General features: G+C 48.2%; 15 protein-coding genes. 2 read left to right on the top strand and 13 right to left on the bottom strand.

Translation table 11 applies throughout. The features are described from left to right. Nucleotides 1-102: 102 nt before the first annotated feature. The 7 genes from recG to ADS79_RS12070 all read right to left on the bottom strand — a co-directional run bounded on the left by recG (nucleotide 103) and on the right by ADS79_RS12070 (nucleotide 7,769). On the bottom strand, nucleotides 103-2,157 hold the full coding sequence (gene recG, locus ADS79_RS12100) for an ATP-dependent DNA helicase RecG (RefSeq protein ID WP_049738650.1): 2,055 nt from the start codon (nucleotides 2,155-2,157) through the stop codon (nucleotides 103-105). Further along, the gene (gene sdaAA, locus ADS79_RS12095; RefSeq protein WP_049738649.1) at nucleotides 2,157-3,041 is read right to left on the bottom strand and encodes an L-serine ammonia-lyase, iron-sulfur-dependent, subunit alpha; all 885 of its coding nucleotides are present in this window, start codon (nucleotides 3,039-3,041) and stop codon (nucleotides 2,157-2,159) included. Before sdaAA ends, recG begins: the two co-directional genes overlap by 1 nt. 47 nt (nucleotides 3,042-3,088) lie before the next feature. Next, nucleotides 3,089-3,754, bottom strand: a complete 666-nt coding sequence (gene sdaAB / locus ADS79_RS12090; protein ID WP_049738648.1) for an L-serine ammonia-lyase, iron-sulfur-dependent subunit beta — start codon at nucleotides 3,752-3,754, stop codon at nucleotides 3,089-3,091. 277 nt (nucleotides 3,755-4,031) lie between these two features. Beyond that, the gene (locus ADS79_RS12085; RefSeq protein WP_141261015.1) at nucleotides 4,032-4,700 is read right to left on the bottom strand and encodes a hypothetical protein; all 669 of its coding nucleotides are present in this window, start codon (nucleotides 4,698-4,700) and stop codon (nucleotides 4,032-4,034) included. Nucleotides 4,701-4,805: 105 nt separating this feature from the next. Further along, on the bottom strand, nucleotides 4,806-5,663 hold the full coding sequence (locus tag ADS79_RS12080) for a DegV family protein (protein ID WP_049738646.1): 858 nt from the start codon (nucleotides 5,661-5,663) through the stop codon (nucleotides 4,806-4,808). Nucleotides 5,664-5,683: 20 nt separating this feature from the next. Beyond that, nucleotides 5,684-7,390 (bottom strand): DAK2 domain-containing protein, encoded by a 1,707-nt coding sequence (locus ADS79_RS12075; protein WP_049738645.1) that lies wholly within the window; start codon nucleotides 7,388-7,390, stop codon nucleotides 5,684-5,686. Between the two features lie 13 nt (nucleotides 7,391-7,403). Then, on the bottom strand, nucleotides 7,404-7,769 hold the full coding sequence (locus tag ADS79_RS12070) for an Asp23/Gls24 family envelope stress response protein (protein ID WP_049738644.1): 366 nt from the start codon (nucleotides 7,767-7,769) through the stop codon (nucleotides 7,404-7,406). Nucleotides 7,770-8,075: 306 nt separating this feature from the next. Here ADS79_RS12070 and rpmB point away from each other — a divergent pair, with 306 nt between their 5' ends. Then, nucleotides 8,076-8,264: a 50S ribosomal protein L28 gene (gene rpmB / locus ADS79_RS12065; RefSeq protein WP_005831020.1), complete on the top strand. Its 189-nt coding sequence runs from the start codon at nucleotides 8,076-8,078 to the stop codon at nucleotides 8,262-8,264. Nucleotides 8,265-8,360: 96 nt separating this feature from the next. Here rpmB and spoVM read toward each other — a convergent pair whose 3' ends face one another. From spoVM to ADS79_RS12040, 6 genes are all read right to left on the bottom strand, one after another. Beyond that, on the bottom strand, nucleotides 8,361-8,444 hold the full coding sequence (spoVM, locus tag ADS79_RS12060; protein WP_005831022.1) for a stage V sporulation protein SpoVM: 84 nt from the start codon (nucleotides 8,442-8,444) through the stop codon (nucleotides 8,361-8,363). Nucleotides 8,445-8,549: 105 nt separating this feature from the next. Then, nucleotides 8,550-8,720, bottom strand: a complete 171-nt coding sequence (locus ADS79_RS35650; protein WP_162839528.1) for a hypothetical protein — start codon at nucleotides 8,718-8,720, stop codon at nucleotides 8,550-8,552. 179 nt (nucleotides 8,721-8,899) lie between these two features. Further along, nucleotides 8,900-9,460, bottom strand: coding sequence for an energy-coupled thiamine transporter ThiT (gene thiT / locus ADS79_RS12055; protein WP_049738643.1), 561 nt, complete (start codon nucleotides 9,458-9,460; stop codon nucleotides 8,900-8,902). A gap of 129 nt (nucleotides 9,461-9,589) precedes the next feature. Next, nucleotides 9,590-10,312, bottom strand: a complete 723-nt coding sequence (locus ADS79_RS12050) for an amino acid ABC transporter ATP-binding protein (RefSeq protein WP_049738642.1) — start codon at nucleotides 10,310-10,312, stop codon at nucleotides 9,590-9,592. After that, entirely contained in the window at nucleotides 10,305-10,964 is a 660-nt protein-coding gene (locus ADS79_RS12045; protein WP_049738641.1) for an amino acid ABC transporter permease, read from the bottom strand. Before ADS79_RS12045 ends, ADS79_RS12050 begins: the two co-directional genes overlap by 8 nt. A gap of 56 nt (nucleotides 10,965-11,020) precedes the next feature. Beyond that, nucleotides 11,021-11,854, bottom strand: a complete 834-nt coding sequence (locus tag ADS79_RS12040) for a transporter substrate-binding domain-containing protein (RefSeq protein ID WP_049738640.1) — start codon at nucleotides 11,852-11,854, stop codon at nucleotides 11,021-11,023. Nucleotides 11,855-12,542: 688 nt separating this feature from the next. Here ADS79_RS12040 and ADS79_RS12035 point away from each other — a divergent pair. Continuing rightward, nucleotides 12,543-12,965 (top strand): RDD family protein, encoded by a 423-nt coding sequence (locus tag ADS79_RS12035; protein WP_049739070.1) that lies wholly within the window; start codon nucleotides 12,543-12,545, stop codon nucleotides 12,963-12,965. Nucleotides 12,966-13,078 lie beyond the last annotated feature (113 nt).

The raw sequence follows: 13,078 nt of genomic DNA, 5'->3' as shown, positions 1-13,078 counted from the left end.
CACCCCTTCCCCGTACAATTTCGGTGAAGGATTGAACAAAAAAAGACCTTTCTAGTCTCATACAAACTAGAAAGATCTTTGCTTTTGGATTTGCCCCAATCGTTAGTCAAACACAATCCCGTCCAGGACACCCTCACGCTTTAAATAATCACGCAGCCAATGATACTCTTCCTTTCGCCAAAAGGTATCGTCCGCTACCAGACGTGCCGTCTCCTGTCTGGCCACCTCCAGTGCTTTGTAGTCGCTCAGAAGATCCGCCACCTTGAATTCAGGCACACCACTTTGCTTGGTTCCGAAGAAATCCCCGGGACCACGCAGCTCCAAATCGCGCTGCGAGAGCTCGAAGCCGTCTGTTGTCTCGCACATGACACGCATCCGTTCTTTTCCGATCTCGGATTTCGGATCGGCAATCAGTACGCAGTACGATTGCTCGGAGCCACGCCCTACACGACCGCGCAGCTGGTGGAGCTGAGCAAGACCAAAGCGTTCTGCGTCATAAATCACCATATACGTCGCATTCGGTACGTTTACCCCAACCTCTACTACCGTAGTGGATACCAGAACCGCATGCTCCGCCGAGAGAAACGCCTGCATCACAGCATCCTTTTCCTTGGCAGGCAATCGTCCATGCATAAGTCCCACACCGAACTCAGGGAATACATGAGACAATTGCGCATGTACATCAATTGCATTTTGCACATCGAGCTTTTCCGATTCCTCAATCAAAGGACAGATGACGTATGCTTGCCGTCCTTTGCGCAGCTCGTCACGCATCTGCTCAAGAACGGCTGGGAATTGATCATGCTTTTTCCACGTCGTCTCGATCGGCTTGCGACCGGCCGGCATCTGGTCAATCGTCGATACATCCATATCGCCAAAAGCAGTGATCGCAAGTGTACGCGGGATTGGCGTTGCTGTCATGAACAAAACATCAGGTGACAAGCCTTTGCTGCGTAAAATGCGGCGCTGCTCCACTCCAAAGCGATGCTGCTCATCCGTAATGACCAGTCCGAGACGTGAGAAAAACACATCCTCTTGAATCAATGCGTGCGTTCCAACGACGACATCGATCAGGCCCATCTGCAAGGAAGCAATGACCTCCCGCCTACGCTTGGCTGTCAACGATCCAGACAAAAGGGCTACTTGTATCCCATAGTCAGATAGCATAGCGGTCAGGGACTGCACATGCTGCTCCGCCAAAATTTCGGTCGGCACCATGAGCGCTCCCTGAAAACCAGCTTTTACAGCTGCAATCAATGCGATCGCCGCCACTACGGTTTTCCCTGAACCTACATCTCCTTGCAGCAATCGGTTCATCGCATAAGGCGAGCGCATGTCGTCCAAAATTTCCTTCACGACTCGCTTTTGCGCATCTGTCAGCGGAAAGGGAAGCGAGCTTACAAACTGACGTACCTCGTCCATCGGAATCGCCAGTGCCATCCCTTCCGTTTGCTGCCGATTAATGCGGCGCAGTGTTTGCATTTTTAGCTGGAATAAAAAAAGCTCCTCAAACATGATACGACGCCGCGCCTGTCGCCCATCCTCCGCATTTATCGGAAAATGAATCGAATGGAAAGCGTCCACTCGTGGCATGAGGCGATAGCGCTCTACAATGTCCTCAGGCAGGATTTCAGGTACGTCCTTTCCATACTGCCGCAAAGCCTGTTGAATCGACTTGCGCAGCAAGGTATGGGTCACGTCTCCCCCCAACGGATAAATCGGGGCAAGCTCACCGCGCTTGGTCGCACGCTCTGAATCTGCTTCCGTCATCTCACTCACCGTGATCTGCAGCTTGTGCTTGTCCCATTTTCCTGTGATGAGAATTTCCTTGCCTGGTGACAATCTACTTTTGATAAACGTCTGGTTAAACCAGACAGCTGTTACTACTACCCGGTCCATAACCACCTTGACAGAGATGCGCGATTTTCCTTTTCCATAAAAACGAACAGAGGGTTCGCCGTACACCGTTCCCGCCAGCGTGACCCTCTCTCCGTCTTTTACTTCTGTCAAATCACGCACGCGGTAGTCTTCATAGCGCGATGGGAAATACTCCAGCAAATCACCGATGCTATGAATACCGAGTCCAGCAAAAGCCTTCGCCCGCTCTTCCCCTACCCCGTGCAAAAGGGAAACGGGCGCTAAATACGCCTCGGTCATTACTTCTCCATCCGTACGCCGAACACTTTGGCTTCGATCATACGGCCTGTCTGGGTTGCTGCCAATCCACCCTGTGCTGTTTCTTTCAGCGTATTCGGCATCGCACAGCCGATCCGATACATCGCTTCGATGACTTCATCTGTCGGGATGACGCTCTTGATTCCTGCCAGAGCCATGTCCGCTGCAACAGTAGCAATCGCCGCTCCCATCGCATTGCGCTTGACACAAGGCACTTCTACCAGTCCAGCTACGGGGTCACACACCAGACCGAGCATGTTTTTCATTGCAATCGCTACTGCCTGTGCAGATTCTTCCGGTGTGCCGCCAGCCATTTCCACAATCGCAGCCGCTGCCATCGCTGTCGCAGAGCCTACCTCTGCCTGACAACCGCCTGCTGCCCCGGAAATAAAGGCATTGTTGGCGATACAATACCCAATCGCACCTGCTGTAAACAAGTAATTGACCATTTCCTCACGGCTTGGCTGCAGCTTGTCGGATACAGCAAACAACGTACCGGGTACAATTCCACAAGCACCTGCCGTCGGCGTAGCCACAATCGTCCCCATCGCTGCATTTACTTCATTGACTGCAACAGACATGGAAACGGCATTTAATAGTGTAGGTCCTGACAAAAAAGGCTTTGTCTTCATATATTCTTGCAGCTTTTTCGCATCGCCGCCCGTAAGTCCGCTATGGGAACGAATATCCTCGGTCAATCCGCGACGCACTGCTTTTTCCATCACATCCAGATTGGCATACATATCCTTCATAATGGCATCCCGCGAACGCTGGGATACTTCCATTTCCGCTTCAATCATCACCTGGGAGATTTTCTTCCCCTGTGATTCTGCCAATTCGACCAGCTCAGCCACATTGCGAAACATCTCGTTTGTGTCACTCCTCTTCTCACTTGCCTCATAAGGGCCTGGGCCTAATTTAGTGAAAGCAAGGTTACATCAAAAATATGAGGGATCTGTCGAATTTCCTCAAGCACCTCGGACGAGACTTCCCCGTCTGTTTCAATCGCCATCAAAGCTCGTGCACCACGGTCATGTCTGGACACTTCCATGAGTCCTACGTTAATGCGATACTGGGTCAGCACTTTTGCCACTGCCGCAATCATTCCGAAGCGATCCTCATGCAAAACGAGCAAAGTAGGCGTATCAAAGCCTAGCTGCAAATCAAAACCATTTACTTCCAATACCTCGATTTTTCCTCCACCAATGGAGACACCAACAATCTCGATCTGGTGCTGATCATCGGAGAGCATGATTCGTGCTGTATTGGGATGCTCGGTTAGAACGTCTGACGTCGTCAATACGACTTCAAGTCCCGCTTTCTCAGCAAGCAAAAGCGAGTTCTTCAAGCGCAAATCAAACGTGTCAAAGTCAAGAATCCCGGCAACTGTCGCAACATCGGAGCCATGCCCTTGGTACGTCTTGGCAAACGAGCCATAGAACGTTATCTCAGCGCGTTTTGGTTGCCTTCCAAAAAGCTTACGTGCTACCCGGCCAATCCGAGCCGCACCCGCCGTATGGGAACTGGATGGACCAACCATAATTGGGCCGATAATATCAAAAACGCTTTTATATTTCAACCGGTTCTCCTCCTGAATCACAAGGGGTTCAACAAGATTCACTCTCATTGTATCCTACGGACAGTGAATACGCTACATGGGAAACTACGCAAGCTGTTTTTCCGCCGATTCTCTTAAAAGAAAACCGCGGTTGAAGCGCCTTTCCATAGATAGGAACAAACCAGCACGGCGGGATTATGGCTGGATCAGGAGGCCTTAGAATCAGTATTTCCTTTCGGAAGCAGCAACCAGCAAAAAAGCCCCCTTTTCCAAAAAGGGAGCTGACGAGAAGGAGTATTTACAGCTGTTCCACACCGATTGTAAGTCCTGTGTCGCCCGGGTCCTTCAACTGCACACGCGTAACAAACCATCCCTCGGCACGATCGGTTTTCATTTTCTGGACGGTGACAACCGCTTTGCCCATGCCATGCCAGTTTGAAGCGACCAGATTGTAATCGAAGGTGTATTGGGTAGTAGTCTCGTTGATTTGCTTGGTCTCCAGCTTTTCGATTTCCGCCATATGTGGGCTGGAGCCGCCAGTCACCCAGTAGTTCTCGGAAAACTCTTTTTGCGTCTTTGACCGCAGCTCTGGAGAGAACACCGCGTATTGCAGTGCGCCGTTACGCGTCTGGATGCCTTTGACCCATGTATCGAGCGCTTCTTTTGGCGTAGTCGCCAGCAAAGCGTCCTCCAGGCGGGTTACCTGATGGGATTGCATCGTCGCTTCAGGTAGTGTCACACGCACCTCATGTTTGGTCAGGTCAATGCTCGCTTTGCCGTGAAAGGCTTCTGCAAGCTTGTCTACCGGAACAAGCACACTTCCGTTTTCCTGTTTGATTCCCAAATAATCGGAAGCATACTCCTGATCATTAATAAATAAATTCCATTTACTTTCGGCAAATGCAGAGCCTGCGAGAAGCATCGCTCCAATCGCTGCACCCGTGATCCATTTTGTGCGTGTCTTCATTTCTATCATCCCTTTCTTCATACATGTAAGACTTCCCTTGCTGGAAAAACGTTACAGGAAAGAAAAAATAAAAAGCTTCCCCTATACTCGGGGAAGCTTTCGTCCTTAAAAATCTTTTACCATCACAATGCCCAAAAGTCCTGGTCCGGTATGCGTGCCAATTACTGGTCCGATCTCTTCCAAATGGGTATCTGTCACTTGAAACTCCTGCTTCAAGCGTTCCTGAATCTCGGCAGCCTGCTCAGGAACACAGCTGTGCAGGACTGCAATTTTGACTGGCTGATCTTTGGCGTACTCTTGCAAGGTCTCGAATACCTTATTCAACGCCTTTTTGGTTCCGCGTACCTTGTCAAAAGCACTAACATACCCAGCCGGGTCTAGCATCAAAATGGGTTTGATGTTGAGCAACGAGCCAATGACAGCGGACGCACGTCCAATCCGCCCGCCTTTTTGCAGAAACTCCAATGTATCCACAATGAAATATACCTGCACCTCGTCCAGATATCGGTCGATCATGTCCAAAATCTGTTCTTTGTTCTTGCCTGCCCGCGCGGCTTTTGCCGCATCTACACAAATCATCCCGTGTACATATGATGCTTTTCGGGAATCGATCACGGTAATGTCGATGCTTTCTTCGAGCATCGACTTCGCAATCATCGCAGATTGATACGTACCAGAGAGTGAACCGGACAAAAGAATCGCGATAATCTGCACGTCGTCGCCATATTCTTGGTGAATGGCTTTGTAGCTTTCTGCAAATTCCAACGGAGACGGCTGCGAGGTCGTCGGCAACACCGAGGACTGCTTCAGCTTTTCAAAAAAAGCGGTTGAAGAGATGGTCACTCCGTCCTGATAGGTTTCCGAACCAAACATGACCTTCAGTGGAACGGCGACAATTCCTAATGATTGCCTCTCAGCCGCATCAATATCAGACGCGCTGTCGGTAAGAATCACAATTGGCATTCACAAGGCTCCTCTCACAATTACTCGACAGAAAAAATGAATGGATACAGCGGTTGGCCGCCTTCCAGGATTTCTACTTCAACATCCGGATAGGCATCATTTACTGCCGTTTGCAGAGCTTCTGCCTGCTCTTCTGTCGCTCCTTCTCCGAGGAAGATCGTTACAATCTCCGTTTCATCATCTACGAGCTCCTTGAGAAGTGCTGTTGCGGATTCCATTAAATCGGGTCCAGCTGTCACGATTTCTTTTTCGGCGATGCCAATATAATCGCCTTCGGTAATCTCCACGTCGCCCATCCGCGTATCGCGAACAGCGTGCGTTACCATTCCCGTTTTCACCTGGGCAATCGCCTTTTCCATTGTCTGTTTATTCGCGTCAAGCTCGGCGTCGGCATGGAAAGCAATCAGCGCCGCCAGCCCCTGCGGGATACTTTTGCTCGGGATCACCGCAACAGGTATCTCTGTCAAATCAGCAGCCTGCTGTGCAGCCATAATGATATTGCTATTATTGGGCAGAATGATGATTTTCTCAGCATGCACGCCCTCGATTGCTTTCACGAAGTCCTCCGTGCTGGGGTTCATCGTTTGGCCGCCCTCGACTACCACATGCACACCCATGCTCCGCAAAATCTTGGCGATCCCCTCTCCAGCCGCTACTGCAATCAATCCATACGAAAGAGCGTCGCCTTTTGGCGATACGACTGCTTCTGCTATTGGATGTGCTTTGCTCTCTTCAGCCTTCAAGATATTCGCATGCTGTTCCCGCATATTTTCGATCTTAAGTCGGTGCAGGCTTCCAAACTGCTGGGCGTACTGCAGTACATTCCCTGGATGCTCTGCATGAATATGTACCTTGACGATCTCGTCGTCTGAAACAACGAGCAAGGAATCGCCCATGGTGTCCAAATGCCCCCGGAACAAGGCTTCGGAAAATGGCTTTTTGTTTGGTTCCGTGCTGTGCGCAATGTGAACCATGAATTCTGTACAATAGCCATATGTGATATCTTCGGTTTTCATGTGAATTTGCGCGTGGTGCTGCTCGGCAACCAGCTTATCCAGCTCTTCTTCACCAATCGCCGGCTTCGCTTGCTTTTCGATGTCGCCTGGCACTTCTCCGCGCAAAGCACGTAAAAAGCCTTCATAAATGAACAGCAGACCTTGTCCACCGGAATCAACCACGCCTACCTCTTTTAAAACGGGCAACATTTCGGGTGTACGCAAAAGGGTCGTCTGCGCCTGCTCGTATGTTTTTTCCATGACAACGGCGATGTCATCTGACGTGCGTGCGGCACGAATCGCCATTTCAGCCGCCTCACGAGCCACAGTCAAAATTGTGCCTTCTACCGGTTTCATCACTGCCTGATAGGCAGAATCTACTCCGGCCTTTAATGCGTCAGCAAACTGACGAGTCGTTATGACGTCTTTTCCATTTACTGATTTGCTGAAGCCACGGAACAACTGAGACAAGATTACACCGGAGTTACCACGCGCTCCCATCAGCAAACCTTTTGCCAGCGTAGCAGATGCCTCTGTAATACGTGGAGATTCCTTGCGAGCAAGCTCCTCCACACCTGATGACAGAGTCAGATTCATATTCGTTCCCGTATCACCGTCCGGCACCGGAAACACATTTAATCCATCTACTACCTTGACGTTTTCAGACAAAAGGCTAGCCCCAAGGTAAACCATTCGGCTAAACAGCTCGCCATCTAGACGCGTATGTACCAACTGATGTTCCTCCTTATGTATCTATGTCTGTGCGTACTCCCTGCACGAAAATATTAACGGCAGTTACATCTACCCCTACGGTTTGCTCCAAAGTGTAGCGCACACGGCGCTGTACGTTGCCTGCAACCTCGGAAATTTTCACGCCATAGCTGACGATGATATGCATGTCCAAAACAACTTCACCATTCGTGTTGTGTACAACAACACCTTTACTCAGGTTATCGCGTCCGAGCAGCTCGGCAATGCCATCCTTCAACGCTTTACGGGAAGCCATACCTACCAGGCCAAAGACTTCCATGGCCGCGCCTCCTGCAATCCGTGCGATTACGTCTTCTGTTACGTCAATTTTTCCGAGAGGTGTATTCATTTCAACTGTCATGCAAGGTCTCCTCCTTTGTTCCACTCCTGTAACTACGGCTCCACTTTCGTCATCGTTACAGCAAATTTGTCGATATGCTACGAGACAGCTTGACCGCTTTGGAAAGCGTAACCATGCTTCCCTCAATTCTACACTAACAGATATGAGAAATGAAGCGTTTTGTCGAGTCACGTAACGGAAGAAGAAATCAGGGCTTATCCCCTTGTCAAGTATTGCAATTGACAGCAATGGTGTGCTACTATAGTCAAGTATTTGTATTTCCCACAAGGAAATCCCGTTTAGATGTAACAAGGGAGGTGGATCGTAATGGCACGTCGTTGCTTTGTAACAGGTAAATCTGCTAAAGCTGGAAACGCTCGCTCCCACTCCATGCGCGCAACTCGCCGCACCTGGGGTGTTAACGTACAAAAAGTGCGCATTCTTGTAAATGGAAAACCGAAGCGCGTTTATGTAAGTACTCGAGCACTGAAATCCGGTCTCGTAACTCGCGTGTAGTTCTTGCTACGATGCGAAAAAAAGCACCCTCGAGGTGCTTTTTTGCATTTCCTGCTTTTGTTCACCTACTCCTTCAGGAGGCCGAGGTTCGCGCCATCATTTTTTCTTGTTGAAGGCCTCGATGATGCCGCGAATCATGCCACCCAGGAACTTCGGCAACTTGATGGTGTAAAACCGCATGCTACCCCTCCTCACCGAAATTACTTCCCACGATACAAAACAGTCATGACCGTTTTGTTGACCACAAGCAAGTCACATCCACTCTAATGAAAAACGTCGCGCTTTTCACTTTAAAAACAACAAGCCCGCTCCTATGAGTGCCAGTGCTAACAGGCTATACCAAACCCACGGAGGTGCCATGTACAACAAAATGGTGATTCCCCCGACAGCCAACAGAGCCCCGATAACACGTCGCAAGGCGCCCCCCTGTCGCAGGCGATAGGAGCGCAATCCCATTTTATACCGCACCTCCTTCAGGTGTTCTCCCAAACGTGCATATTACATCATATTCTGCTGTCGGATAAACATGTATCCTGCCTCGCGAAAATGTAGACGTTGTACAAAATAAAAAATCAGGCAACTCACTCGTTGCCTGAATACAATATGTGAAACGGATTAAGTTTATGCAAGTCCAATTACGCCAGTCGATTACGCGAAGGAAACAGCAAGGAAGATGCGCTGCCCAATACGACCGTCAAGACTACACCAGAAATGATCATTTCTGGCAGCAAGTACGTAATATTGTAAACGAATGAGTACCAGGCTACCGGAGTGCCTTCTGGAGTGTATTGACCAAACCAGACGATTCCGGAAATAAAATGACAAGCAAAGCGGGCGATTACACCCATGAACAAGCTACTCCATAACGCTACCAGACGCTGCTTCTTTCCTTCATAACCAGAGAGGCTAATCAGTCCCGAGAGGCCTAGAACCGCATAAGCAAGCGGATAATCCAAAATCAGCTGAACAGGGCTTACGATCGTACTGCCGAGCATCAGCTGCAGGAGGCCTACGATCGTCCCTGTGACGATACCTGCGACGACACCGCGACGTACAGCAATGAGGGCAATCGGAACCATCACCAGGGAAACAGAGCCTCCCTGAGGCATTTCAAAAACCTTGATCTGGCTAAATACAACAGCAAGAGCGGCCATCATCGCCATCTCCAGCAAAGTCAGTAATCGTTGTCGATCCAAAAAACTCACTCCTTATCAAACATCATGAATAATCGAAAGAGAGCAATCATCTATCAAAGGTGATTCTAGCCCAAGTATATAACGAAGTCAAAGAGAAAAGCCGCGGCAAAAGCACTCCGCGACTTCTTCTTAGCGAACCTTTTCCAAAAACTGTTTGGCCCGCTCGCTTTTCGGATTTTGAAAAAACTGTTCAGGTGGGGTATCCTCTTGTAGGCGTCCGTCATCCAAAAACAAAATCCGATCGGATACTTCCTCCGCAAACCTCATTTCATGCGTCACAATCGCCATGGTCATTCCTGTATGCGCCAATCCCTTCATGACCTCCAGCACTTCCTTTACCATTTCCGGGTCAAGCGCAGAGGTCGGCTCATCGAACAGCATGATTTCCGGCTCCATGACTAAAGAGCGGGCGATCGCGACACGCTGCTTTTGACCACCGGACAAGCGAGATGGATAGACATCTGCCTTGTCAGACAGTCCTACACGTGCCAATAGCTCTTTTGCCTTTTTTTCGGCTTCCGCCTTCGCCATGCCTTTGACCTTGATCGGCGCGTAAGTCAAATTATTCAAGACCGTCATATGGGGAAAGAGATGAAAATGCTGAAAAACCATCCCGATTTGTTGACGGATTTTCATCACATCTGCTTTTGGATCGGTGAGCTCTGCTCCGTTGATCGCAATCCTGCCGCTTGTCGGAACCTCCAACAAATTCATGCAGCGCAAAAGCGTCGATTTCCCAGAGCCGGATGGCCCGATAATCGCGACCACCTCACCTTTTCCAATCTCGGTCGTAATTCCTTTTAACACATCCAGTTGTCCAAACGATTTTGTAATATTGTCTATCTTAATCACTGCGTCTCATCCTCCGTTCCACGACACGCGCTATCCAGGTCAGGAACATGACCATGACATAATACAGGACACCCGCGATGAGGTATGGCTCAAAGTAACGATAGATCGCCCCTTTGACGACGTTCGCATTTTGCAAAATATCTGCCAAGCCGATGGTGGAAACGAGAGCTGATTCTTTCAAGAGAGCAATTGTTTCATTCACCAGCGCAGGCAAAATATTTTTGATTCCTTGTGGCAGGATGATATCCAGCATCATACGCCTGTAAGGAATACCCAATGCTTTGGCAGCTTCCCATTGCCCTTTGTCAACCGCCAAAATCCCTCCGCGAATCGTCTCTGAAATGTACGCAGCTGAATTCAACGTAAACGTCAGGACGGCCGCTTCCAGCTGCGAAATGTTGTAGCCAGTCAGCTGAGGGGTCGCAAAGTAAACAAACGTGAGCTGCAAAATGAGTGGTGTGCCGCGAAATACAGAGGTATAGGCGACAGCTAGCCAGTTCAGCGGCCCGAACTTAGATATTTTAATAAGTGCAAGAATGGAACCCCAGATAAAGCCTAATACAACGGAAAGCAATGTAACCAGTAACGTGACCTTTATCCCTTCAAAAATAAAAGGGATATAGGGCACAATTTGTGCAAAATCCAAATCCATGCCCTTCCCCACTCCTTGCAAAAGTTGTTAACGCCTCATGCTGTACAGAGGAGAAATTATTGACCGAACCATTTTTGAATCAGCTTGTCCATTTCTCCATTTTCCTGCATCTTTTTAATTACCTTGTTAAACTCCGCTACATGCTCCGAGCCTTTCGGGAAAGCAATCGCTGTACCGGTTGATTCTGCTGTTTCAATCGGAGCCAGCTGCAAGCCTTCGTTGTTTTCCACGAAGCCTTTTGCTACATGGTCTTCGATGATTGCCGCATCGACACGACCAGTCTTTACTTCCTCTACAATTTCACCGATTTTGTTCAGCGAAACAACCTGCAGTCCTTGTACGGTTTTAGCCGCATCCTTGGCAGTGGTTTCTTGTGTGGAGCCGAGCTGAACGGCTACCTTTTTGCCAGCCAACTGATCAAGCTTGGTGATTCCGGAATCTTTTTTGATGACAATCGTATTTCTCGCCTCATGATAAACAACGGAGAAATCAACGTTCTTCTCACGATCAGGTGTCGGGTTCATACCCGCCATCACGAAATCCGCACGTTTCGTTTGCAAGGCAGGAACGAGTCCGTCAAAGTTCATGTCATTAATTTGCACTTCGTAGCCAAGCTCTTTTCCAATATATTTGGCGATATCTACGTCAAAGCCGACAATTTCATCTTTGCCACTTGTCAAATCGTGAAATTCATACGGCTTGAAATCAGCTGAGGTTGCCATCGTCAAAGTTTTGCCTCCTCCAGTAGCTGGAGTCGTTTGCTCCTGTCCCGGTTGAGGCTGGTTTGGCTGCTGCCCTGCTCCTGATTGGTTACCTGTGCCACAGCCAGCCATCACGGCTACTGCCAATAGTGAAGAAAGTGCCATCGAAAAGAAAGTATGTTTTTTCATGCTGAACCCCCATTGAAATTGAATTGCTGTAAAGCTGTCATGCTTGCTTGAGATAATTTGCACAAAAACTTATATTTATGCACAACAATGATTATTTTAAACAATAACTAGACATTTTCAACTGTTTTTTAATCGTATTTTAAATATCCAATATACAGAATTTTATTCACAAATATATTTCCTACCTGATAAGAAGCCATCCTTCCCTCCTCGATAGTATGTCCTGTTTATTGTTTCCTCTTGCATTTTTTCGAAGCAGGGCAGGCAATCGTAATGGGAAAAGGATTAATTGGTCCGACAATCAAGAAACCAAAACTAGGAATAAAGAATCATTTTTGTTCGCCTAAAATTTTGTTAATCAGACAAGCTTTCGTGACAGAATTTGTTAGATCGAAATGAATTTTTGTAGAAGTTTCATGATTGGCACAAGTAAACCTCACACTCAAGCAATTAGATTTTTTAGGCATTTATACCTATTTTTATAATAAGAAAATTGTCCCGAATACCCTCGCTTACATAAACAATCAGTTATTTACGGGTTGAATCCGATTATTTCCATGCGTATAATGAATATGGCAAAAGTTGGTTCCGTTATTGCGCGAATGGAATCTTGTTTTGCTCTACTTTCGATTGGGTAGACATATACATATTCCTATCGAAAAAAGAAGGAGATGAGATGATGGAAAGTATGGAAATAGCAAAACCGTTGATTAGCAATCCTGTTGGCTTCTGGCGTCGTTTTGGAGCCGCTCTCTTGGATGGCCTCATTATTGGTATACCTTTATCAATTATTGCGTACTTGATCACAGGGGAAAATCAAGGGCACTGGTCTACCAATACGATCTCGACTCTGTATACTCTATTGCTGCCGATCTTCTGGTACGGATACACCATCGGGAAGAAAATCCTTGGCGTGCGTATTGTAAAAGTGGATGGAGAGCCAGTAGGAATTGGGGCTATGCTACTCCGTGTGCTTGTAGGTGGACTCATTTACGCTATTACTTTTGGACTTGCAGCAATTGCCAGTGCGATTATGGTTGGGGTTCGTCAAGACAAGCGAGCGATTCACGATTTGATTGCAGGTACTTACGTCACTTCTGATCAACCGTAAGGAAGCACTTTTACCACATTTATGGTAGGCCGGGAACGCAATTGTTCTCGGCTTCTTTTTTTGGCCCCTGCTCGCTTGATCTGCAAATAAAAAAAGCCATCGATGCGAAGTAG

Source organism: Brevibacillus reuszeri, assembly GCF_001187725.1.
Classification (GTDB): Bacteria; Bacillota; Bacilli; order Brevibacillales; family Brevibacillaceae; genus Brevibacillus; species Brevibacillus reuszeri.
This window is presented reverse-complemented; position numbering and strand designations above follow the sequence as displayed.

Excerpts from the sequence above, each read along its gene's own strand:
- recG (WP_049738650.1), bottom strand. The coding sequence starts at position 2,157 with ATGACCGAGGCGTATTTAGCGCCCGTTTCCCTTTTGCACGGGGTAGGG.
- rpmB (WP_005831020.1), top strand. The coding sequence starts at position 8,076 with ATGGCACGTCGTTGCTTTGTAACAGGTAAATCTGCTAAAGCTGGAAAC.
- ADS79_RS12085 (WP_141261015.1), bottom strand. The coding sequence starts at position 4,700 with ATGAAGACACGCACAAAATGGATCACGGGTGCAGCGATTGGAGCGATG.
- ADS79_RS12035 (WP_049739070.1), top strand. The coding sequence starts at position 12,543 with ATGGAAATAGCAAAACCGTTGATTAGCAATCCTGTTGGCTTCTGGCGT.
- spoVM (WP_005831022.1), bottom strand. The coding sequence starts at position 8,444 with ATGCGGTTTTACACCATCAAGTTGCCGAAGTTCCTGGGTGGCATGATT.
- ADS79_RS12045 (WP_049738641.1), bottom strand. The coding sequence starts at position 10,964 with ATGGATTTGGATTTTGCACAAATTGTGCCCTATATCCCTTTTATTTTT.
- ADS79_RS35650 (WP_162839528.1), bottom strand. The coding sequence starts at position 8,720 with ATGGGATTGCGCTCCTATCGCCTGCGACAGGGGGGCGCCTTGCGACGT.
- ADS79_RS12080 (WP_049738646.1), bottom strand. The coding sequence starts at position 5,663 with ATGCCAATTGTGATTCTTACCGACAGCGCGTCTGATATTGATGCGGCT.
- ADS79_RS12070 (WP_049738644.1), bottom strand. The coding sequence starts at position 7,769 with ATGACAGTTGAAATGAATACACCTCTCGGAAAAATTGACGTAACAGAA.
- ADS79_RS12040 (WP_049738640.1), bottom strand. The coding sequence starts at position 11,854 with ATGAAAAAACATACTTTCTTTTCGATGGCACTTTCTTCACTATTGGCA.
- sdaAA (WP_049738649.1), bottom strand. The coding sequence starts at position 3,041 with ATGTTTCGCAATGTGGCTGAGCTGGTCGAATTGGCAGAATCACAGGGG.